Source organism: Arthrobacter sp. 10N43, assembly GCF_056394525.1.
Window position 1 is genome coordinate 1 of record NZ_JBFTIA010000011.1, and the last position, 20,957, is coordinate 20,957.

The following is a 20,957-nucleotide window of genomic DNA, read 5'->3' on the forward strand; positions in this document are numbered from 1 at the left end:
CACAACATGCGCCAACACGCCACCATGAAGCAGTAAGAAAACGTCGGTGGGGGCCAGTGGCCCCCACAACCCCGCCCGCTGGCCCCCACCGGCAATATCACTGGCCCCGGAAGGCAATATCGAGTGGCTTCCAAACCTTCAAATACTCAATTCGAGCCACACTCAACGGAGAGGTGCCATAAATGTCAGAAAAATGTAATCCGGATCCACTATTCTCACCGTTACTGGTAAATAAGAAATGGATTCGTAATCGTTTTGTACTGCCAGCGATGCAACGGAAAACGCGTGATTATGCGCCGACCCTTGGCATGGCAGATACCCTGCGAAAGTGTGCCGAAGATGGCGCAGGTCTAATAATCGCCGAAGGGGCAGCACCAGATCATCCTGCGGCCTACTGGCAGCCCGTTTTCGGCATCATCGGCCAAGAGACCGCAGAGGGCTGGCGTCGCGTCGCGAAGGCCGTAACGGCAACAGGCGCGGTATTTCTTATGCAACTATGGCATCCCGGCGCTTTGCGGCTAGTAGTCGATGGAATCCCAAATCCTTTTCCGAATTACCCCTCACTAAGCCCCTCCGGCTTGGTTCAGGAGGGTCGCATTAACGGCTTAGCGATGACCAGTCAGGACCTCGAAGACACAAAGGCAGCATATGTGCAGAGCGCCATTATCGCCCAAGAGGTAGGAGCGGACGGCATCGAAGTCCATGGCGCCCACGGATACCTATTGGACCTCTTTCTTTGGCATGAAACGAATAAGCGCGAAGATGAATATGGCGGGGCGACCTTAGTCGAGCGCGCACGCTTTCCTGAGGAGATCGTAGCTGCCATTCGTGAGGCAACAGGGGCAGACTTCATAATTTCATTCCGGTTCTCACAGTGGAAGGAAGTGGACTACGGTGCCAGGATCGCTGATCATCCAGATGACCTCCGTCCATTCATCCAGCGCCTTGAGCGAGCCGGAGTGAACCTGTTCCACGTATCCACACGCCGGTTTGATGCCCCGGCATGGCCTGAATTAGACCCAGAGCGCAGCCTTGCTTCGTGGGTGAAGACCATGACTACCGTCCCGGTCATCGCCATCGGCAGTGTCGGCCTAAGTACGGATCTCGCCCAGGACATTTTCGATGATCAGGAACCCGAGCTTCAGGTCGAGCAGGACCTGGCTCGGGTCCGACGCGGCCTCACAGCAGCTGACTTCGACTTTATTGGCGTAGGCCGGGCGCAAATCGCGAATACTGACTTCGTTGCTCGCGTTCGTAACAACCAGTTGTCTGACCTCCGGAATTTTCGCAAGTATGTCGATCTCAGCGAAGCATATGAATCCTACGTGCACGAAGGTCAACTCGTGGACCAGTCGAGAAAGACCGTCTAAGGCAGAGCCGTTCGCGACGGCGAGCATCCTAAGCCGTGGCAACGTCTGAGCGTTCGTGATGGGTAACCACGAAGACCCGTTGCGCGTGCTTCATCCGAACTGACCGGTCTGCTCAGCCATGCAAATACCGGCACCGATGTGGTAGGCGCTCTCCCGAAGGGCTGCCTTCACAGGTCCGAGTCCAGAGCAGATATGGATAGCAGGGGCTTGGCTGACACAAGCACCGTTCAAGGACTATACCGACTATCTGCCGGCAAGCTTCAGGCTATCGCCGCTCATCGGATCACAGATCACACTGTCATCCCTGATCAAGTTTTCCGGACGCGAGCAGTAACGTCACCGCGCCGACAGAATCCGCGGCGGCAGCTGTTATCCCCTACCACATCACCGCCCAGTCCCGGCGGTTCTGGGAGACGCTAACTTCTTGAGCGACCAACTCCGTGGAGCAGGCAAAACTTCCGGCCTTGAAGCTGGTGTTCCTAGACCAAGGGCATGCTCTCAGGGCGCTTGCCCACTCGTGGTGCCAATTTTTTCAGGTAGGTCCCGACATCACAATATTCAGCGGCTTGCTGCCGCACGCCGGATCCCCGGCATCACAAAGGAGTTTTATGTGAACATCTCAACCACAGATCCCAGCACAAGTTCTGAACAACATAAGATCGACGGCTGGCGTGCGACAAGGTTGATTTCTACCCTGATCGTGGCCACGGTGACCTTTCAGCTGACCGCCAGCATGGTCACGCCGGCACTTCCTCAGATGGCCGCCGCCTTCGGTGAGGGACCGGCCGGCGCGGCACCCCTTCAATCGATGTTCTTTCTCTCCGCCGCAATTGCAGTGCCCGTCATCGGACGTTGGAGCGACTTCATCGGTCGCCGTGCCGCCATGCTTGTAGCCCTCGGCACCGTTGTTGCCGGCACCATCCTGGGCATAGTGGCTCCGACGTTGCCCCTGCTCGTTATGGGAAGAATCCTGCAGGGAGCAGGCGGCGCCATGTTCACCCTGGCCTACATCGTCCTCAACGAAAACCTGAACGCGAGAGTCTTTGGGGTATCGCTGGGTATTGTGGCAGCGATCAGCGGTGGAGTCGGCGGTCTGGACGGCTTCGCCGGTGGACTCCTGACCGAAGCCCTCGGCTTCAGATCAATTTTCGTCGTGGTGCTGGTCGTGGCAGCAATCGCTGCCGTGTGCATCCTAAAGGTTGTCCCTCAAGGCCGGCCTCAAGGCGTGAGCGGCAGCATGGATTGGTCGGGTGCCGGCTCCCTCTCCGTGTTCCTGATATTCCTGACATATTTCGTTTCTGAAGGTTCCTCCGCGGGATGGACGTCTCCGATCTCACTGGCACTTCTTGTCGGAACAGTGGTCACTTTCGCGGCCTTCTGGGCTATAGAAAAGAGGCGCAGGCACCCCCTTATCGCCGTCCACTACCTGCGTTCCCGGCAGTTCTGGCCTGTTATCGCTACCAGCCTGCTCGCCCTCGCCGGCATGTTCGCCATGCTTAATTTCACCGTGGTGGTTCTTAGCCAGGACCTCCAACATGGCTTCGGACTAAATCCCTCCCTTGCGGCCTTGCTGTTCCTGGCCCCGCCAGCTCTGCTCGGCGTTTGCACTGCCCCCCTGGCCGGTTGGATCGCCGACCGCCGCGGGTGGCTCCTAACCCTGCGGCTCGGAGCAGGCTTCAGTCTGGCCTTCGGCATTGTCGCAGCGGCTTTCTCCGACAATCTCTTTGTGATTATTTTCGCTGTTGCCGCCCTTGGCATTTCCTACACAGGCTTTCTCTTTACAAGTCTTAACGGGCTCTCTGTCGTGTTGTCCCCCAGGGAGGCCCCCGCGGCACTGCCCGGCCTTAATGGTGCCAGTTTCGGCACTGGCGCCGGTCTCGGCGTCGTGCTTGTGCAACCATTCGCCGCCCAGGCGGCTTCCGTCGGCTATGCTCCCGCGTTATGGGTTTCCGTCGGCATTGCAGCCGCAGCCTGCCTCGTCTCCTTCTTGGTGGCGGCACCCAACGGCGAAAAGCTCTGAGACCCTAGCCCGGGGGTTTCATGACGGGTCGCTGAGGCCCGATCCGACACCCAAAATGTGCACAATGTACACACCCCCGAAAACAGCCAGTTCAACTCATTGCGGCCACGAGCGGCGCCCACATCACAGGGGCGCGGCACTTCTTTGTGCTGACAAAATTCTTCTCCCTTGAAATCGGGATCATCACCATGATCACGGGGGGATTTGTCGGGGCGGAGACGGGTAATCCCTGTCAGGCGACTACTGGGACTAACTGGGTGCTTGCGACAGCCTTCAGGGTGAACCCCTCGGTTTCTGCCTGGTCGCGGGTGATGCCCGTGCCGGCGGCGAGTAGTTTGCGGGCGGCCATATGGTCCGCGGGCGCGTTGACCGATTCCACAGCCGTGAGGACGCCGTCCCTGAAGCAGAGGACGGAGAACTTAGCTGCCGCCTGATCACCCAGGACCAGCGTGTCGTCATCGGGTCGTGCGAGCCCTGCCATCTGCAGCCGGTATGGGCCCTGTGTGGACCAGAACCAAGGCAGCTCCGTGTACGGGTGGTTAGCCCCTAGGACCGTGCGTGCGGCATGACGGGCCTGATCGGTGGCATTCTGGACCGACTCCAGACGCAGACGGACCTGGGCGTGTGCGCTGGGGAAACTGGCGCAGTCGCCGATCGCCAGAACGGCAGGGTCCGCTGTGCGCAGCGTTTCATCGACAACGATGCCGTTGCTGGTTTCGAGGCCGGCGTCCGAGGCCAGGGTGTCGTTGGGCTGAACGCCGATGCCCACGAGGACCAGATCAGCAGGATAGGAAGCCCCTGTGGTGGACACTGCGGCTCCGACGCGGCCATCCGCGCCGGGCTCGAAGCGGTCAATGCCTTCGCCGAGGCGCAGGTCGACGCCTTGTGAACGGTGGGCGGCTGCGAACCACTCACCCATGACGGGGGTCAGTGCACGTCCCATCGGGCGAGGCGCGAATTCCAGTACGGTCACGTCGCATCCGTGGGCCAGGGCGGCGGCGGCGAATTCCAGTCCGATGAATCCGGCACCGATGATGACGATATTGCGGGCGGTGGGCAGCGCCGTGTGCAGCGCTTCTGCATCTGTCAGGGTTTTCAGTCCATGGATGCCGGACAGGGATGCGCCCGGGCAGTTCAGCATCCTGTTTCGGGCACCGGTCGCGAAGACGAGGTGGTCGTAGTCGAGTGAACCTTCGGTGAGCTTGACCTTCCGTTCCGCCCGGTCGATGGCGAGTGCCTGGGCGCCTTCATGGAGTGTGACGTTCTTGTCCACGAAAAAGGAAGCTCCGCGCAGCGGCAAGGGAGCCGGCTCCTGGCCCGGGGCCAGGTAGTCCTTGGACAGCGGCGGGCGCTGGTAGGGCAGTCCGGATTCCTCGGCGATCACATGGATCTCGCCCCCGTACCCCTCGGTCCGCAATGTATCGGCGACCTGTAGGCCGGCCTGTCCGCCGCCAATGATGACAACGCTCATGTCATTGCCCCGCTTCTAGAGTTGGCCGGCAGGGATGTCGACGACAATCCCTGTGAGTTCTGCGTCGATTTTGATCTGGCAGCCCAGCCGTGAGCTGTCCATCCGCTCCGCGGTGGCGCAGTCGAGCATTTCGTCTTCGTCGTCGCTGATCTCGGGCAGCGCCTCGGCATATTCCGGCCGCACGTAGACGTGGCATGTGGCGCACATGGCCTGCCCTCCGCACTCGCCGATGATGCCGTCAATGCCGTTGCTGACGGCGGCGCGCATCAGTGTTGTGCCTTCCTCGACCTGGAGGGTTTGCTGGGTGCCGTTTGGCTGGGTGTAGGTGACGGTGGGCATCGTTGCTCCTTGTATTCGGGGTGCTCTTAGTTCCAGGTGACGGGAAGGCTGGTCAGGCCGCGGAAGACCCAGCCGTCCCAGCTTTCATTCCGCCGTTCGTCTACGCGAAGCCCTGGGAAGCGCTTGTAGGCCATCGGTACGGCAATCTGACCGATGGAGGTCTTTGCGGCCCAGTGCCCGGCGCAGAGGTGGACGCCGCTGCCGAAAGCGAGGTGGGGGCGCTTTGGCCGGTGGATATCAAAGTCTGCTGCAGAGGCGCCGAAGTGGGCGGCGTCGTGGTTGGCGGATGCAACGACAACGCCGATCCCGGCGCCTGCGGGGATCCGGACCCCTTCCAGGACGGTTTCCCGGGTCGTTTGGCGCGGGTACATGCCGATCGGTGATTGCCACCTGACGGCTTCGTCAAACACCGACGCCCACAACGAGGGGTCGGCGAGGACCTGCGCCCGCTGTTCGTGGTGGTTGCTGAGGGCCCAGACCATGTTGGTGACCATGTGTTGGGGCTCGTTCATTCCGCCGGAGATGGTCAGCTTGACATTCGCTGCAACGTTGGATGTTGGCAGCCCGCTGTTTGCGAACGCGGACACCATCGAGGCATCCGGATTCTGCCGGTAGTAGGGGATCAGTTCCTTGAGTAAAGCATCGGCCTCCGCGGTCGAAGCGTCACACCGGTCCCAGATCGACTGATCGTCCAGGACGTTGCCCATGCCCGCGATGAAGTCGTGGGACCAGCGGCGGACCTGCTCCACTGATACATCCTTCAGCCCCAGCAGGTCGATGAGGTTCTGCGAGGCCACAGGGGCGGCATAGTCCCGGTTGAGGTCCGCCTCCTCTGGGCCAAGCTCGGCGACATTCTCAAGGTAGGTTTCGGCGTTGCGCTCAAAGACCGGGCCCCAGACTTCCTTGATGGACTTGGGACGAAGCACAGGATTTACCGGTGCCCGGTCTACTGAATGCTCCGGATCATCCTTGCGCAGCATCGGCTGGGCACCGATGGCCCGGGTCATCGTGGCGCCGGAAACGTTGGCGCTGAAGATCTCCTGGTCCTGTTCCACCGTGTGGCAGCCGGCGTAGTTGGTGACGAGGAACTTGTTAAGCTGCGGAACCCAGGCGACCGGCGACTCTGCCCGCAGCCGGGCATAGGTCGGGTAGGGATTCGATGCAAGTTCAGCCACGTCAACCCAGTCAGCCACGGCGTAGTCGACGGCGTCCTGCGAAGCGGTGGTGCGAGCTTGATCGCTGCTGCCGGGCACCGAGGCCGCGTCATCGCTTCGGGTCTCCGAGTTCCCGTGGTAGGGGCACTGTGCGGCTGGTGTCGTCATTGTTGTCTTACTCCTACTGGCACGTCGTTGTGTAGCCGGTCCTGCTGGCACTTCTTTGTGTAATCAGTGTCACAGGCAATATTTCTCTAGTAAACTGCGAATATCAGCGGAAGTATTTCGATTCTTTAGGAGAAGTGATTTTCGTGCCGAAATTCACGTTTCGTCAGCTCGAGCTCTTCGCCGCGCTGCCGGAACACACCACCCTGGGATCCGCGGCGCAACAGCTTCACATCTCCGAATCCGCGCTTTCGCATGCCGTCAGCGAGCTGGAGGCAGCGTTGGGGGAACAACTGTGCATCCGGAGGAAGGCCCGGGGCATGCACCTGACGCCGACTGGGCGCCACTTCGCGAAGCGGGCCAGGGAGCTGCTTCGAGAGGCCAGTGCGCTGGCAGAAGGATTGGGTGAGATCCGCGGCGAGCTGAAGGGGCCGGTGTCGCTGGGCTGCTATACGGGCCTGGCAAGCAACGTCCTGCCCGCCGTGCTTGAGGGCGTGGCGAGCCTGCACCCCAAGGTCGAAATCAGCATCACGGTAGGGGACCACTCTGACCTGTTGCCGGCGCTTGAAGATGGAACCCTGGACACGGCCATCGTCTATGACATTGGCTTGCCAGCGGACGTTGAGCGCAGGGTCATCTACAAGACCGAAGTCATGGCCGTTCTGGGGGCCAACGATTCACTTGCTGAAGAAGATGATGTGGATCTCGCTGATCTGTCGGCCAAGCCACTCATCATGCTCAACACGGCCCCCAGTACGGAATATACGCAGTTGATGTTCGCTCAGCGTGGGCTCAAGCCAAACGTGGGTGCAGTAGTCCCGCAAATTGATCTTGTCCGGGCGATGGTCGGGCGGGGGCTCGGCTACAGCCTCTTGATGTCGCGGCCGAATCAGATCCCGGTTTCCAGCGAGGGCAAGGGACTCGTGACCAGGCACCTTCGTCCCCACGCCGGCCAGACCTCTGTTGTTGCAGTTTGGCCCAAAGAAACGATGCTGACTGCCCGGGCACTGGCTGTCATCCAATATGCAGTCGAGGTCCTGGACGCCATTGAACCCGAATAGCGACCGCCGGGTGCCACAAGAATCACGAGCAAGGGTCGGCGCCCGCCCCATTCCTGGACGGACTCAACAGTGAGATCCTCTGCGCGGGCTCGAGCCCGGCGAAGTTTGGAGACGTCCTCAGCATCAGTAGGTCAGTCAGCCGACCTCCCAGGGGTAATCACCGACATCGATTCGAGACCTTCTCAAAGGGCGTGCGTCTATTGGGTGGCTTGATCGCTTGGTGGCCCAGTCCTCCCGTTTGCGCGCTATCGCAGCGAGATCCTCAAACGCCCTGCCCGCCGCGAGGACGAATTCCACGTCTCGGCGGGCGCATAACGATCGATGAATTCGAAAGCAATTCCTGATCCTGTCTGGGCGAGTGTGGGTGTCGGTGGCCCGCCCGTTGCCTGCTGGCCCATCTGCTCCCCCGCGCTGCGTCAAGGGCGCCGAGGTTCTGGCTGGCGGCTATCAGCCCGAAGGTGCGGTTTCTTCTGGGCCTCAACAGTGCTCGCCGGTCTGCTCCTAGGATCAGGCTGCGTTGCGTGCTGGCTCTCGAGTGGACGCCTGGATAATGACCACGTGGTTCCGGAAGCAGGAACGCTCTCTTACCAGGCGGACCGCTCCCGGGATTCCCCGAACGGCACTTCTTCACTGAGTTCTAGAACGTACCGGCCTGCGTGATGGCGGGTGACCAAAATGCCGGCGGGCCGGCGGCTCAGAGCCACTTCGACGAGCGACGACTCAGCCTCGTTCAGTAACTTGTCGACAAGATTTGGGTCAGCAGTGGACACCTCGCGCCACTCTTCCGAATATTCCGGGAGGGAAGGGCTTTGATCGTGTACCGCGGATCTGGTCGGATTCGGGTTGGGGAGTAGCGTCAGATGGGACATAGTGTGACGCCATCCCCGCGCAGGAACAGCCGGCGGTCAGCCGTTCCGTTCTCGATCACCCAAATCAGATGCCCGCGGTCTCCGACCGCGTCTACCCATCCGGCGTACTGGAGATCCCCCAGACACACCTCGACGCCGTCGCCTGGGCTCAGGTATTCCCACTGGTGGATGGGCCGCTGGGTGGGCCGTGGCTGAAGCGTGGCTCCAGCATTCATCGCATACTCACTTTTTGTCCCTCCGGTTCCTTGTGAGTGGGTTGGATGCGGCGGCCGCACGTTTTGCACGTGCGGCCGCCGCAGGTGATGGAAAGGAAGCGTCAGATGATGGCGGCCTTCAGTTCTTTGGCGGCCAGGCTGGGATCCGCGGCTCCGTAGATTGAGCCGCCCGCTACGGCCACGTCCGCCCCTGCCCGCTGGACAGCGTTGATCGTCGAGAGGTTTACTCCTCCGGCTACTGAGAAGGGGACGCGCGCTTCTTCGCCGGCGGCCAGGAGCCCCTTGAGGTCATAGCCGGGCTGTGACTGCTCATCAAGGCCGGCGTGGAATTCCACGAACTTCGCGCCAAGGGCACGCGCTTCCTTGGCGCGGGAGACTTTATTGGATATCCCAATGAGGTCCACAACGATGCCTTTGCCGTGCGCACGGGCGGCTTTCACGGCGCCGGCGATGGTCGAGTCGTCTGCACTGCCCAAGACTGATACCAGGTCGGCGCCGGCTTTGAAGGCGATGTCGGCCTCCAATTCTCCGGCGTCCATGGTCTTCATGTCAGCGAAAACGATTTTGTCGGGGTGGGCATTCTTGATGGCGGTGACAGCGGAGAGGCCTGCAGCCTTTATCAGGGGTGTTCCGAGTTCGATGATGTCCACGTATTCGGCTACTTTGGCGGCCAATTCGAGGGCGTCTTCGACGGTGAGGAGGTCCATTGCAACTTGGAGTTTCATGATCGGCTCTTTCTTTAGGAAATGTTGGGCAAAAGGAATTCAGGGGTGAGTTGTTGACGGGTGTTTCCGCTGCATCAGTCGTCGCCTCCGTCGTCGCCATCCTGAGTCCTGCTATTCGAGATTGGCGTGCCGGGTCCAGAGCTGTTCGGCAGAAATGCAGGTTTCCTCCCAGAGGGCTTGGAACACCGCTTCGGTGGCGAGGAATAGCACCTGTTCGAAGAGGCTTCCGGAATATTGCCGAGACGCACCCGATTGGTGGTCGGCTTTCTGCGGGGCCGGGATAACCACGAGCACGTCGGATACTGCAGCCAGTGGGGAGTTTGTGTTGGCAGTGAATGCGGCCACCTTTGCACCGGCCTTTGCCGCAGTTTCTGCCGCCTTCACCACGCTTGAGGTTGTTCCGGATCCAGAGGCCACCACCAGCAGGTCCCCGGCGCGGATTGCAGGAGTGGTGGCGTCCCCTGCGATGTGGACCGTGAGGCCGAGATGCATCAGCCGCATAGCGGCCATCCTGAGAACCAGTCCACTGCGGCCTGCCCCTGCAACGAACACCCGGTTAACGGTGGTGAGATGGGTGGCCAGGTGAGCAAGTTCCTGTTCATTGATGCAGTCTGCCGTCTCTCCAACCTCGCCCCGGATCAGAGTGAGGCTGTGGCCGATGGCGCCCGCGGTTTTTTGACTGACAGGTGTTGCTGTTGGCATGGTTCCCAATGTCTCTCCTTTGACGGGGTGAGCAGTATTTAGCCAGCCGTTGAGTCGCTTGATGTCTTATCCTCGATACTTCCCGGCGCCCACCACCCATTACGGCGGGCCGAACCTGTCGGAAGCCAGTAGCGGTGCCGCCTACGGTGATATCGTCTGCCGTTCAAGGGCAAACCGGGCATATTCTTCCAACAGCACGGGATCATCCACCGACCCGAGATCCGCGACCGTTTCCAGCCGCGCTCCTTGCAGAAGCCGCTTGATGGGGACTTCCAGCTTCTTTCCGGTGCGGGTATGCGGAATTCCGGGCATGAAGACAATCTCGTCAGGCAGGTATCGGACGGAGAGGTTCTCACGGATTGATCTTGTGATCGCCTCTTGGGTCACGTCCGGATTGGCACCGTCGGCCAGGTGGACGAACAGCGGCATGTAGTAGTCAGTGCCCAGTTCCGCACCGACAACCAGGGCCTCGGCGACTTCCGGCAGCGATTCGACCACCGTGTAGATGTCTGCCGAACCGAGCCGCAGCCCGTTGCGGTTGAGGGTCGAGTCGGAACGGCCGTGGATGAGGATGCCCCGGTGCGTGAACTCGATGTAGTCCCCGTGCCGCCACACCCCCGGGTACATCGCGAAGTAGCTCTCGTGGTACCTGCTGCCATCGTCTCCCCAGAAGCTCAGCGGCATCGAGGGCATTGCCCTGGTCACTACCAGTTCGCCCTTGCCCCGGGTGGGATTGCCGGCTTCATCCCACGACTCCACGCGCACTCCGAGGGCCGGAGCCTGGATGTAGCCGACATGGACCGGCAATGTCGGGGATCCTCCCACGAAGATGGAGGCGATGTCGGTGCCACCACTCATCGAACTCAACCAGATGTCACCCACATTGCCGTAGACCCAGCGATAACCGTCGGCCGAAAGCGGCGATCCAGTGACCTGAAGGGAATTCAGGGCGTCCAGGTCGTGGTCGCGCATCGGTACCAGAGCCGCCTTCGCGCAGGCATGTACAAATCCCGCACCCACACCGAGGACCGCGACCTGCTCGGCTGCGGCAATCTGCCACACCCGGTCGATGGACGGGAAGGTGGGGTTTCCGTCGACGAGTACCGCCGTCGCCCCCACCCCCAGTGCGGAGACGAGCGCGTTCCACAGCACCCAGCTCGTAGAGGCCACGTTGAGATAGCGGTCCCCGGGCCGCAGGTCGGAGTGGATGAGGAGCATCTTCATTTCCTCAAGAAGCGCCCCGCCGTGCCCGTGCACGATGCCCTTGGGAATGCCCGTTGTCCCGGAGGAGAACAGGACCCACAGCGGGTGGCTGAACTCGACGTCCTCGAAGACGAGCTCCGCCGGTTCGGCCACGGCCTGGGTCCAGTCCACGGCCGGAACCCGGGTTGGGACACTCGGGACAGATGTATGCCGCCCCACCCAGATGATGTGCTCGAGGGTGGGAAGTTGAGCGAAGATCTCCCCCAGCTCCCCACGGCGGTCCCGGTCTTTCCCGCCGAGCCGGTAGCCCGGCGCGGCGATGACGACCTTTGGACCGAGCTGGGCGAACCGCGAAACGATCGCACCCGGGCCGAACTCAGGGGCGCAGACGGACCAAATAGCACCGATAGTGGCAGTGGCGAGCAGCCCGACGACGGCTTCGGCAACATTCGGAAGGATTCCGACGACCCGGTCCCCGTGGCCCACCCCGCGGTCCCGAAGGTGCGCGGCGAGGGATGCCACCTCGCGCCTCAGCGCGTCCCAGGTGACCTCTTCGCGCGTCCCGTCCTCGGCGATGCCCACCAGCGCAATTCCTTCGTGGCCCTGCAGCAGGTGCCGGGCGAAATTGAGGGTGCGTCCCGGAAACCACCGCGTGTGCGGCATGGCGTCAGTGGTGCAGACCGGTCCTGCCGTACCGCCGAACTCGACTCCCGCAAACCGGGCAAAGAGTTCCCAGAACTGTTCCGGCTCATCCACCGACCACTGCCAGAGCTCGTCGTAGCCTGCACTGACATCAATGCCTTGCCGGCCCAGGAAGGCGGCGAATTGCCCGATGCCGGTCTCCGCGCTGCGTTCGAGGTCGGGCTCCCAGATCACTTCGCCGTCTGCGGCGTGGGCGTTGAGGATCATGCGCTCTCCAAGGGCCGGGAAGCTTCCCTGCGTCGCTCGGCGATCTGGGATGCTGTGAGGGGCTCGGTTCCGATCAACACAAAAAGGACCCGGGCCGTGCGGTCGGTGCGATTGGACCACGCGTGGCTGGTGGCGCGTTGCACGGCCACGTCGCCGGCGCGCATGGTTGCCTCACCCTCGTCGACCAGCAGCGTGATCTCGCCCTCGAGCACGACAGCGTAGTCCAGCGAGTCGGTGCGATGGAACCAGAAGTGCTTGGAGCCGCTGTGCTCGGCGCCTGCTTCGGCCTCGTCGTGCCCGTCGAGCTCGCTAAAGATCACCGAACCCGCCTCGTCCGGATAGACGGCGTCCGGCGGGAAGTCTGCAATGCGCAGGATCGTCTCGCCGGCAGCGGGGAAGCTGGGAATCTCGGCGTCGGCCGCGGCCGGGTCCGCGTCGGTGACGTGGTCGATGCGTCCGGCCGCGGTCAGCCAGGGCACGGTGGCACCGAATCCCGGAATCACTTCCGAGGACCAGTGGTTGGGCGCGGCACCGTCCGAGAGGATGATGGCGCGTCCCTGGTCGTCGTGCCCGGTGACGATGCGGCGTACTGGGGGGCGGGTCATCAGACCACCCATTCTTCGTGCGGGTAGGTGCGCGGCTCGGGCCACCAGGGAGCCTTCTGGCGTTCGGTGGAGATCGGTGTGCGCAACGTGCCGACGCCTTCGAGCTCGAGTTCAATGACGTCGCCGGGCTTCAGGAACTTTCCGATTTCAACGCCGGCGCCGAAGCCCATCGTGCCCGATCCAATGATGTCGCCCGGCTGCAGGCGGTCGGAGATCGAGACGTAGGCCAGCAGCTCTGCGGGGGTGTAGACAAAGTCCTCGACCTTGGTGTCGGAGAGCACCTCCCCGTTGACGCGGACCTGGCCGCGCAGTCCCTCGATGGAATCGATTTCGTCCATGGTGGTGACCCAGGGGCCAATGCCGTAGCCGAAGTCCTTGCACTTCTGCGGGCCCATGCCGATCGCCATTTCCGCGCCTTGGATATCGCGTGCGCTGAAGTCGTTGAAGACGGTGATGCCAAAGAGGTGGTCCAGCGCCGTGTCCGGGGTCAGGTCGCTTCCGGACTTGCCCACGACGTAGCCGACCTCGAGTTCCCAGTCGAGGGCTTCGGTGAAGTCGGGGTAGGGCAGAACCTGGTTGTGGCCATAGGACATGGCCGTAGTGCCCTTGAAATACCCCGGACGCTCGTAGATCGACCTTGCCGGCTGTGCCTTGGCGACAATGCGGTGGAAGTTCTGGATGTGCTGCTCGAAGGTCAGCCCGTCGCGAATGACCGGGGCGTCGACCGCCGCCCGCCACGAGACCTCATCGATGGCAAGCGAAGCGTCGTCGGCCGCGGCAAGCGCAGCGTGTGCGGCGTCCAGGAATACGGCGCCTCCGCCGATTCCCGCCGCCAGGCTTCCGGGAAGCACCGCCAGGGCGAGATCCCGGGCGCGCTCGGGCTCGGCAGCCTTGCGCTGCAGCGTCAAGGCATAGGCGCGGGCAAGGTCAATAACCCGGCCCTGCTCCGGCTGGGCCGCGACGAGTCGAATCTGCTCGCCGTCGGGCGTGGGCACTGCTATACGTCCCAGTTTCATGGTTGCTCCTTTGGACATCAAACATACGATACGTACAGTATCGCATTGGGTTGGTGGGGTTGCAATAGACAAGTTCGTGGGGGTGACGCTCAGTTACCGACCGTGGCGGCCCGGGTGGCCCTCAGGAGTGGTTCGCCGTCGCAGAGCTCCTCCAGCCCGATGTCCGGCGGAAGCATGCCCAGGCTTCGACGGATCCCGGTCAGCAGTCCAAGTCCGCGCTGATCCACCGCAAGCGTGCGGGCGCGCGCGCCCCAGGCCGCCGTGGCCGCCGCCTGGTAGCCGCAGCGTTCAAGCAACTCGATTCCCTCCGCGTCGGTCATCGACTCTCCGGCCGCCACCCCGCGCACCAAAGCGCCCAGGTAGCGTTCCAGCTCTGCGGAAGCGAGAAGCTCGGCGCGGACCACCAGGCCTTGGCCCGGCAGTTCCGGCAGCAGGGCATTGACGTCCACCACGCGCCGCATCCCGGCCTTTTCGGCCAGTTTGTCGAACGGCGGCCCGAGCAGGGTCGCGTCCACTTGGCCGCCGAGCAGCGCGTCCAAGCGTTCGCGAACGCCGCCCACCACCACGTAGTCGACCTCGACGCCGGCGTCCCGTAGCAGGTGCTTGGCGATGAGCGCGAAACCGTTGTCGGGGGCGTCCACGGCGAACCGGCACCCGGCCAGGTCCGCGAGGGATTCCACGTCACCGCCTGCATGGATGCCCAGCTGCGTGGTCTGCTCGACCTGGGCAACCAGGCGCACGTCGGCGCCGGCCCGGGTCCATTCGAACAGGTTGTCGATAGCCGTGACCACCATGTCCTGCTCCCCGGCAAGCAGGGCCCGCAGCTGCTCCGCGCTCGAGGGCGTCCGGGTGGGCAGCACCTCAACACCGCGCAGAAATCCCAGCTCGGCCGCCAGCAGATAGGACACCGGCGGAACGAAGTGGCTTTGACGCAGGATCACGGGGCGGCCCCGCCGGCCGCGGCGACCGCGTCCGGGCGATCCACATACCAGGGAGGCAACTGCCCGCTAGGCCCACGGACCGTTGAACGCTGGATGCCGAGACCAGAGATTTCCGCCTCCATCACGTCGCCGTCCCTCAGGTAACGGCCCCAATGCGAACCGTTGCCCGCAGGCGAACCGGTGATGAGGACATCGCCGGGCAGCAGCACGGCCACCGAGGAGGCGTAGGCGATCAGGCTCGGGATGTCGAAGAGCAGGTCATCGGCCAAGGCATCCTGCATCAGCGTGCCGTTGAGGCTCAAGCGGATGCGGAGCTTCGCAGGATCCGGGACGAACCGCTTCGGCACCACGTAGGGGCCGGTGGGGAAGAACGTCGGCTGGTTCTTGGCACGGAACCAGTCGGTGCCCATCATCGCGATGTCGTTGCGCGGTACGAGCGTGCGCGCCGTGATGTCGTTGACGATCGTATACCCGGCCACGTAGTCGAAAGCGTCTTCGGCCGCGACCCGGTGCGCCCTGCGGCCGATGACCACGCCAAGCTCCAGTTCCCAGTCGACGTTTCCGCCGACATCCGGCAACTTCACGTCATCGTAGGCGCCGCAGACCGCCGAGGGGATCCCGGTCCAGACGTAGGGGTCGCCCGTCCGGCCGCGCTCGTCGATTTCGGCTGCGGCGTCGGCGGCCAGTTGCGCCGCATCGGCGCCTTCCTTGCCGAGCTTGTGGGCCACACTCATCTGCAGGACGTGCTCACGGTAGTTCGCCCCCGCGGCGATGATGGTGCCCACCGGCTGCACCGGCGGCAGCACCCGCAGCCCGTCGAGCGGGCGTGCGCCCGCCGCTGCCGGGTCGATGGCCTCGAGGGCGTCCAGGTGCGCATCCCAGTCAGCGAACAGGTCCCCGATCCGCCCGATTCCCGGCACCACTGTGCGCAGGTCAACGACGTCGTCGCCGAAGACCACACCGGGAAACTCCTCCCCGCCGTCCTCGAAAGTGCCCAGCATGAATCCGTTCACGCGTGCCTCTTCCATGAATCCTCCATTAGTCATTGTCTGCTGCCGCTATACCGGTGGGGCCACGTACAGGCCCTTGTCGCGGTCGTTGAACATTTCGCGGGCGATGAATTCGTCCATGTCGCCGCCGGTTCCCCATTGGTCGGAGGTCTCGGGGTCGCGCGTGTCAAAGATGCTTGGATGCCAGGTATCCTCATCCACCGAATCCAGCTCGGTGGTGTATTCCATGGTGTTCCCGTTGGGATCGTGGAAGTAGGTGAAGGTGTTGTCCCCGGCCTTGTGGCGGCCAGGGCCCCAGATTTTCTTGAACCCGGACCGCAGCAGCTTGCCGCTTCCGCGCATGTACTCGTCGATGCCGCGCAGCTCGAAGGACGCGTGCTGCAGCGAGGCATGCGGACCGCGGGAGATCGCTATGGAGTGGTGTTGTGCATTGCAGCGCATGAAGTAGAAGAGGTCGCCCATGTGCGGGTGGTTCAGGGTGTCGGAGAGACGGAAGCCCAGATGCTGTTCATACCAGGCGCGCATCTTTTCCGGTTCCGGGGAGTTGAGCACCACGTGGGAGAGCCGCACCGGGATCGCCTCGCGTTCCTCGATCTTGCGGTGCTTGCGCACCTCAACATCGGAGGAGACCTCGATGGTGCGTCCCTCCAAGTCGAAGAAGCGGAAGCCGTATCCCCCACCGAGGGTCTTGACGTCATCGGGTTCGCCAATGAGCTTCACGCCCTTGGCAATGAGGTCCGAGGCGAGCTGGTCCACCGAGGCCTTGTCCGCCGCGCCGAACGCGACCATGTCAAGGCGCTTCTCATCGGCCTCGCGCACGCGGACCGAATACTGTTCCGGGGATCCCTCGGCGGCGAAGTAGGTCACGCCGCCGTCGTTCTCCATTTCGGTGAGGCCCCAGTGGTTCTTGTAGAACTCAACCTGCTTCTGGTAGTCGGGCACCGCGATGTCGAAGTGCCTCAGGTGTGTGATGGGGCTGAATGCCATGATGGTCTCCTGTGTTCTGTCCGTTTGACGCGGATGTGGGTTTAGATGCGTGCCGGCACGTTGTGGCCGGCCTGCGGAATGCTGCGGATGAGGCGCTCCAGGGCCTCGGGGGTGTCGCCGAGGCCCAGGATGTAGCGGTCCGGGCGAACGACGACCGCCTGGGCGCCGGCGGCGGCAAGGATCTGGCCGACCTTGGCCGGATCGAACAGGACCACGACGTCGGCATGTTCCTCAAGTAGTTCCCGCAGTGGGGCCGGGACCGCGGCATAGAGCTCGCGGGTTGTTGCCACCAGGAAACGGCTTCCCACCATGTCATCCAGGCGCACCCCGTCGGCGAGGATCGGCTGCATGCCGAGCCGGCCGGCGCGTTCGTCGGTGCCGCCGTCGTGCAGGCCAGGGCCCAGCGCGGGTGAGATCGGTGCGGATGCGGCGGGGTTTGCGCGGATGAAGGCGTCACGCTGCTTCGCGGTGTCGGCGTCGGTGGTTTGCATGAAGCCCGCCGCCCGGGTTGCCTGCTCGACCCAGAACCGTGCATGCGGCATGCGTTCACTCTCGTAGGTGTCAAGGAGGCTGTCGTCGGCCGCACCGCGCTTGACGGCATCGAGCTTCCACACCAGGTTGGCCACGTCGCGTATTCCGGCGCATAGGCCCTGACCAAAAAGCGGTGGCGCCTGGTGGGCTGCGTCCCCCGCCAGGAAGATGTTCCCGGCGCGCCACTGCCGTGCGATGCGGCCACGGAAGGTATAAATAGCGAGCCGGTCTGCAGTGAATCTGTCTGTCGGCAGCACGCCGTGGCTGATCTTTTCCACACCCGCAGGGGTGGCAATTTCCTCGGGGTCGTCCCCCGGCATCAACATGAACTCCATCCGCACCCGTTTGCCGGGGAGGCGGATCCACAGGGCGGGCCTTGTGTGATGACCCAGGAAGATCATGTCGGAAGACAGGCCGGGGCCTTCTTCCAAAATGCCGTCCGCGACAAGCCACTGTGCATCCTCGCCCAGCTTTTCGCACTCGATGCCCAGCGCCTGGCGGCTTGGTGAACGTGCCCCGTCCGCTGCGATGGCCCAGCGGGCGCGAATTAAGGATTCCGCGCCGTCGGAGCCACGCACCGCCACCTCAACGCCCGGTCCCTCATTGCGCACGGAGAGCACGCTGGTGCCTCGGCGGAGCTCGACGCCGGGAAGTTCTTCCACGACATCCCGCAGCAGGACCTCGATGTCCGGTTGGTGAAAGGTGAGATCGTCGTGCCAACCCTGGGTGCCAAACTGACCCGTGGGCAAGGACACCAGGACTTCCCGCTCCTCGTTCTCGATGTGGAAGGAGGACATCGGCAAAGTTACCTCGGCAAAGCGCTCGGCGACTCCCAGCGATTGGAGGGTGCGGAAGGTTTCACCATCAAAGTGCACGGCGCGGGCAGTTGGCCAAACCTGGACATCACGCTCCACCCCGATGGCGGTCAGACCTGCGCGCCCCAGCAAGGCCAGCGCAGTGACTCCTACAGGCCCTCCCCCGATCACTACCACGTCGACGTTGACGTTAGCCATCTTGCTCCTTCAAGTTCAGTACGTATCGTTTCGAATAAAAAGTAACATGCATCACTTAGCCGCACAAGGGCACGGGTGGGCTTGAATGCGCGTCTAGCCTTGCGACTCAGGCCTTCCAGACGGTCTTGAGGTTGCAGAACTCCCGGATGCCGTCCGCGGCGAGCTCACGCCCGAACCCGGAGCGCTTGATCCCGCCGAACGGAAGCTCCTGGTGCGAGACGGTCATGCCGTTGACGAACACCGCGCCGGCGTCAAGATTGGCCGTGAACCATTCCTCTTCCTGGGCGTCGCTGGTCCAGACCGCGCTGGAAAGCCCGAAGGTGGTCTGATTGGCGATCCGCAGGGCGTCCTCGCGGTCCGCCGCACGATAGAGCGAGGCGACGGGCCCAAAGGTCTCCTCCTGGATGATCCGCATCCCGTCGCTGAGCCCGGCGAGCACCGTGGGGGCGTAAAAGAAGCCGGGGCCCCCGGGGGTCACCCCGCCGGTCAGCACCTGGGCACCCAGGGCGCGGGCGTCCTCAACGAGCCCGGCCAGCTCATCGCGCCCTGACAGGGTGGCCAAGGGCCCTACCTGGGTCGCGGGATCCAGCGGGTCCCCGACGACAAGCTCCGACATCAGCTTCACGAATTCGGCGGCGAACGCGTCATAGACCTCGGTGTGCACGATGAAGCGCTTGCCGGCAATACAGGACTGGCCGTTGTTGCTGATCCGCGCACGCACGGCGGTCGCCGCCGCGGCCGAGACGTCCGCCGAGGGCATGACAATGAAAGGGTCCGACCCACCGAGCTCCAGCACGGCCTTCTTCACATGGTCCCCGGCAATGGAGGCAACGGAGCGCCCCGCCGGCTCGGAACCCGTCAAGGTGACCGCCTTGACCCTCGTATCGGCCAGGACGCCGGCCACCTCGGAGCCGCCGATCAGCAGAGTGCGGAAGGAGCCGCGCGGGAACCCTGCCCGCTCAAAGAGCGTGTCAAGGAAGAGCGCCGCCTGCGGCACGTTCGAGGCATGCTTGAGCAGGCCGGAGTTGCCCGCCATAAGCGCCGGGGCCGCAAACCGGATGACCTGCCAGAGGGGGTAGTTCCAGGGCATGACCGCCAGGACGGTGCCCAGCGGTTCGTAGCGAGTCCACGCGCGGGTTGCGCCGACAGTTGACGGGTCCGCCAGCGGGGCATCGGCCAGGAATTCCCCGGCATGCTCGGCGTAGAAACGCATGGCCTTGACGCACTTGTGCACCTCGGCAATCGATTGCGCAATCGGCTTGCCCATCTCGACGGTGATCAATTCGCCCAGGCCCTCCGCCTGACCCTCCAAGATGTCCGCCGCGGCGAGCATCCACTGCCCACGCTGGGCGAACGTGCTGCCGCGCAGGAGCCGCGCCGCTTCGGCGGCTTCCGCGATGCGATCCTGGACTTCCTCGGCCGAGTGCGGCTCAATGATCATTTCGGTCGAACCGGTGGTCGGGTTGACGGTTGCGATTGCCATGGTTGGGATCCTTTCCTGGAGACGTGTTCTCTGTCACGACTATATAGGATACGATTCGTATCGGATACTATTTGGGTCTACTCAGTAAATCCACCCACGCCCGCAGCCCGTGGACCGGCTGCCCGACATCCAAGGAGTGCCCCCGTGAGCACCAATGGCGAGTTACCGAACAATCTTCCGCTCTTTCTCACCGACGCCGACGTCGCCAGCCTTTCGGACTGGGCCGGGGCGATCGAAGCCATCCGCACCGCCTACAAGGCCCCCGACGACGAGGGCGGCACACCGGGAAGGATCTTCGCCCAGACACCTCGCGAATGGTTGCGGATCATGCCCTCGGTGCCGCCCAACGGCCAACTGTTCGGCGCAAAGTCAATCGCCGGGTCCTTCGCGGACGGCCTGCGCGTCAGCTATCTGATTTCACTCTTCGACAAGGACACCGCGGATCTGGTGGCTCTCGTGGACGGAAATCGCGTCACCGGCCTGCGCACCGCAGCGACCACTGCCGTGGGCACCTCCACGATCGTGCCGCAGCGGCCGCTGATCGTCGGTGTGATCGGCTCCGGCTTTGAGGCGCGTTCCCACCTGACAGCCTTTTCCCACCTGCTTGAGTTCGCCGACATCCGTGTGTTCAGTCCGACCCCTGCCAACCGCGAGGCCTTTGCACGCGAGTTCGACGGCACGTTCGGCGCACCCGCACGAGCTGTCGGCTCGGCCCGCGAGGCCGCGGAAGGCGCGGATCTCATCCTGTGCGCGGCACGCTCCCGCGACGAGTCCCCTACGCTGCTGGCCGAATGGGTCGGCCCGAACGCCGCGGTGGTCTCGATCGGTTCCACGACCCCCGCACAACGCGAGCTGCCCGCGGAGCTGATCGCCCGCGCCGCGGTCGTCGTGGTGGACACCCGTGACGAGGTCGTGCACGGCAGCGGGGACATGATCGCGGCCCGGGCACACGGCGTCGATGTCGATTCGCTCATTGTCACACTCAATGCCGTCCTGACCGGCGAAACCGCCATCGACGCGGAGCACGGGATCCGTATCTACAAGTCGACCGGTTCCGGCCTGCAGGACATCGTTGTTGCCGAGATGCTCGTTAACCGCGCCCGCGCCGAGGGCATCGGCACCGTCCTGCCCGTCGGCATCGTCACCAGCCGCAAATAGACCCCACTGA

General features: G+C 63.4%; 17 protein-coding genes. 4 read left to right on the forward strand and 13 right to left on the reverse strand.

Going from position 1 to position 20,957, the window contains the following annotated elements:
* Window positions 1-182 precede the first annotated feature (182 nt).
* Both AC1DDO_RS17935 and AC1DDO_RS17940 read left to right on the forward strand, forming a co-directional pair.
* Window positions 183-1,370, forward strand: coding sequence for an oxidoreductase (locus AC1DDO_RS17935; RefSeq protein WP_476868233.1), 1,188 nt, complete (start codon window positions 183-185; stop codon window positions 1,368-1,370).
* A gap of 616 nt (window positions 1,371-1,986) precedes the next feature.
* On the forward strand, window positions 1,987-3,390 hold the full coding sequence (locus AC1DDO_RS17940; protein ID WP_476952830.1) for an MFS transporter: 1,404 nt from the start codon (window positions 1,987-1,989) through the stop codon (window positions 3,388-3,390).
* A gap of 232 nt (window positions 3,391-3,622) precedes the next feature.
* Here the strand turns inward: AC1DDO_RS17940 and AC1DDO_RS17945 are convergent, their stop codons facing one another.
* Genes AC1DDO_RS17945 through AC1DDO_RS17955 form a run of 3 tightly spaced genes read right to left on the reverse strand, consistent with a single transcriptional unit; the run spans window position 3,623 to window position 6,522 of the window.
* Complete coding sequence (locus tag AC1DDO_RS17945) at window positions 3,623-4,861, reverse strand: NAD(P)/FAD-dependent oxidoreductase (RefSeq protein WP_476946728.1); 1,239 nt, start codon at window positions 4,859-4,861, stop codon at window positions 3,623-3,625.
* 15 nt (window positions 4,862-4,876) lie between these two features.
* A complete protein-coding gene (locus AC1DDO_RS17950) occupies window positions 4,877-5,200 on the reverse strand; it encodes a 2Fe-2S iron-sulfur cluster-binding protein (protein ID WP_028276580.1) in 324 nt (107 codons plus the stop codon).
* A gap of 26 nt (window positions 5,201-5,226) precedes the next feature.
* Window positions 5,227-6,522, reverse strand: coding sequence for a cytochrome P450 (locus tag AC1DDO_RS17955; protein WP_476946727.1), 1,296 nt, complete (start codon window positions 6,520-6,522; stop codon window positions 5,227-5,229).
* 134 nt (window positions 6,523-6,656) lie between these two features.
* Between AC1DDO_RS17955 and AC1DDO_RS17960 the strand changes: the two genes are divergently transcribed.
* Complete coding sequence (locus AC1DDO_RS17960) at window positions 6,657-7,580, forward strand: LysR substrate-binding domain-containing protein (RefSeq protein WP_476952681.1); 924 nt, start codon at window positions 6,657-6,659, stop codon at window positions 7,578-7,580.
* Between the two features lie 1,185 nt (window positions 7,581-8,765).
* Here AC1DDO_RS17960 and hxlA read toward each other — a convergent pair.
* From hxlA to AC1DDO_RS18010, 10 genes are all read right to left on the reverse strand, one after another.
* Window positions 8,766-9,389 (reverse strand): 3-hexulose-6-phosphate synthase, encoded by a 624-nt coding sequence (gene hxlA, locus AC1DDO_RS17965; RefSeq protein WP_476946726.1) that lies wholly within the window; start codon window positions 9,387-9,389, stop codon window positions 8,766-8,768.
* Window positions 9,390-9,500: 111 nt separating this feature from the next.
* A complete protein-coding gene (gene hxlB, locus AC1DDO_RS17970) occupies window positions 9,501-10,091 on the reverse strand; it encodes a 6-phospho-3-hexuloisomerase (protein WP_476952680.1) in 591 nt (196 codons plus the stop codon).
* Window positions 10,092-10,232: 141 nt separating this feature from the next.
* Window positions 10,233-12,203: an acetoacetate--CoA ligase gene (locus AC1DDO_RS17975; RefSeq protein WP_476952679.1), complete on the reverse strand. Its 1,971-nt coding sequence runs from the start codon at window positions 12,201-12,203 to the stop codon at window positions 10,233-10,235.
* Window positions 12,200-12,808 (reverse strand): cupin domain-containing protein, encoded by a 609-nt coding sequence (locus tag AC1DDO_RS17980; protein ID WP_476858218.1) that lies wholly within the window; start codon window positions 12,806-12,808, stop codon window positions 12,200-12,202. Before AC1DDO_RS17980 ends, AC1DDO_RS17975 begins: the two co-directional genes overlap by 4 nt.
* Window positions 12,808-13,824 carry a fumarylacetoacetate hydrolase family protein gene (locus AC1DDO_RS17985; RefSeq protein ID WP_476952678.1) on the reverse strand — a complete coding sequence of 339 codons (1,017 nt, stop codon included), beginning with the start codon at window positions 13,822-13,824 and terminating at the stop codon, window positions 12,808-12,810. The genes AC1DDO_RS17980 and AC1DDO_RS17985 overlap by 1 nt, the downstream gene beginning before the upstream one ends.
* An 89-nt stretch (window positions 13,825-13,913) precedes the next feature.
* On the reverse strand, window positions 13,914-14,765 hold the full coding sequence (locus AC1DDO_RS17990; protein WP_476946724.1) for an ABC transporter substrate-binding protein: 852 nt from the start codon (window positions 14,763-14,765) through the stop codon (window positions 13,914-13,916).
* Complete coding sequence (locus tag AC1DDO_RS17995; protein WP_476944186.1) at window positions 14,762-15,793, reverse strand: fumarylacetoacetate hydrolase family protein; 1,032 nt, start codon at window positions 15,791-15,793, stop codon at window positions 14,762-14,764. Before AC1DDO_RS17995 ends, AC1DDO_RS17990 begins: the two co-directional genes overlap by 4 nt.
* 30 nt (window positions 15,794-15,823) lie before the next feature.
* Complete coding sequence (locus AC1DDO_RS18000; RefSeq protein ID WP_476868224.1) at window positions 15,824-16,762, reverse strand: VOC family protein; 939 nt, start codon at window positions 16,760-16,762, stop codon at window positions 15,824-15,826.
* A 41-nt stretch (window positions 16,763-16,803) separates the two neighbouring features.
* Window positions 16,804-18,306, reverse strand: coding sequence for a bifunctional 3-(3-hydroxy-phenyl)propionate/3-hydroxycinnamic acid hydroxylase (locus AC1DDO_RS18005; protein ID WP_476858222.1), 1,503 nt, complete (start codon window positions 18,304-18,306; stop codon window positions 16,804-16,806).
* Window positions 18,307-18,412: 106 nt separating this feature from the next.
* A complete protein-coding gene (locus tag AC1DDO_RS18010) occupies window positions 18,413-19,789 on the reverse strand; it encodes an aldehyde dehydrogenase family protein (protein WP_476946722.1) in 1,377 nt (458 codons plus the stop codon).
* Window positions 19,790-19,933: 144 nt separating this feature from the next.
* Here AC1DDO_RS18010 and AC1DDO_RS18015 point away from each other — a divergent pair, with 144 nt between their 5' ends.
* Entirely contained in the window at window positions 19,934-20,947 is a 1,014-nt protein-coding gene (locus tag AC1DDO_RS18015; protein WP_230008245.1) for an ornithine cyclodeaminase family protein, read from the forward strand.
* The last annotated feature ends 10 nt before the right edge of the window (window positions 20,948-20,957 follow it).

What these genes read in the sequence shown, in the direction of transcription:
- AC1DDO_RS17935 (WP_476868233.1), top strand. Translation starts at nt 183, where the DNA reads ATGTCAGAAAAATGTAATCCGGATCCACTATTCTCACCGTTACTGGTA.
- AC1DDO_RS17945 (WP_476946728.1), bottom strand. Translation starts at nt 4,861, where the DNA reads ATGAGCGTTGTCATCATTGGCGGCGGACAGGCCGGCCTACAGGTCGCC.
- AC1DDO_RS17950 (WP_028276580.1), bottom strand. Translation starts at nt 5,200, where the DNA reads ATGCCCACCGTCACCTACACCCAGCCAAACGGCACCCAGCAAACCCTC.
- AC1DDO_RS17955 (WP_476946727.1), bottom strand. Translation starts at nt 6,522, where the DNA reads ATGACGACACCAGCCGCACAGTGCCCCTACCACGGGAACTCGGAGACC.
- hxlA (WP_476946726.1), bottom strand. Translation starts at nt 9,389, where the DNA reads ATGAAACTCCAAGTTGCAATGGACCTCCTCACCGTCGAAGACGCCCTC.
- hxlB (WP_476952680.1), bottom strand. Translation starts at nt 10,091, where the DNA reads ATGCCAACAGCAACACCTGTCAGTCAAAAAACCGCGGGCGCCATCGGC.
- AC1DDO_RS17975 (WP_476952679.1), bottom strand. Translation starts at nt 12,203, where the DNA reads ATGATCCTCAACGCCCACGCCGCAGACGGCGAAGTGATCTGGGAGCCC.
- AC1DDO_RS17980 (WP_476858218.1), bottom strand. Translation starts at nt 12,808, where the DNA reads ATGACCCGCCCCCCAGTACGCCGCATCGTCACCGGGCACGACGACCAG.
- AC1DDO_RS17985 (WP_476952678.1), bottom strand. Translation starts at nt 13,824, where the DNA reads ATGAAACTGGGACGTATAGCAGTGCCCACGCCCGACGGCGAGCAGATT.
- AC1DDO_RS17995 (WP_476944186.1), bottom strand. Translation starts at nt 15,793, where the DNA reads ATGGAAGAGGCACGCGTGAACGGATTCATGCTGGGCACTTTCGAGGAC.
- AC1DDO_RS18000 (WP_476868224.1), bottom strand. Translation starts at nt 16,762, where the DNA reads ATGGCATTCAGCCCCATCACACACCTGAGGCACTTCGACATCGCGGTG.
- AC1DDO_RS18005 (WP_476858222.1), bottom strand. Translation starts at nt 18,306, where the DNA reads ATGGCTAACGTCAACGTCGACGTGGTAGTGATCGGGGGAGGGCCTGTA.
- AC1DDO_RS18010 (WP_476946722.1), bottom strand. Translation starts at nt 19,789, where the DNA reads ATGGCAATCGCAACCGTCAACCCGACCACCGGTTCGACCGAAATGATC.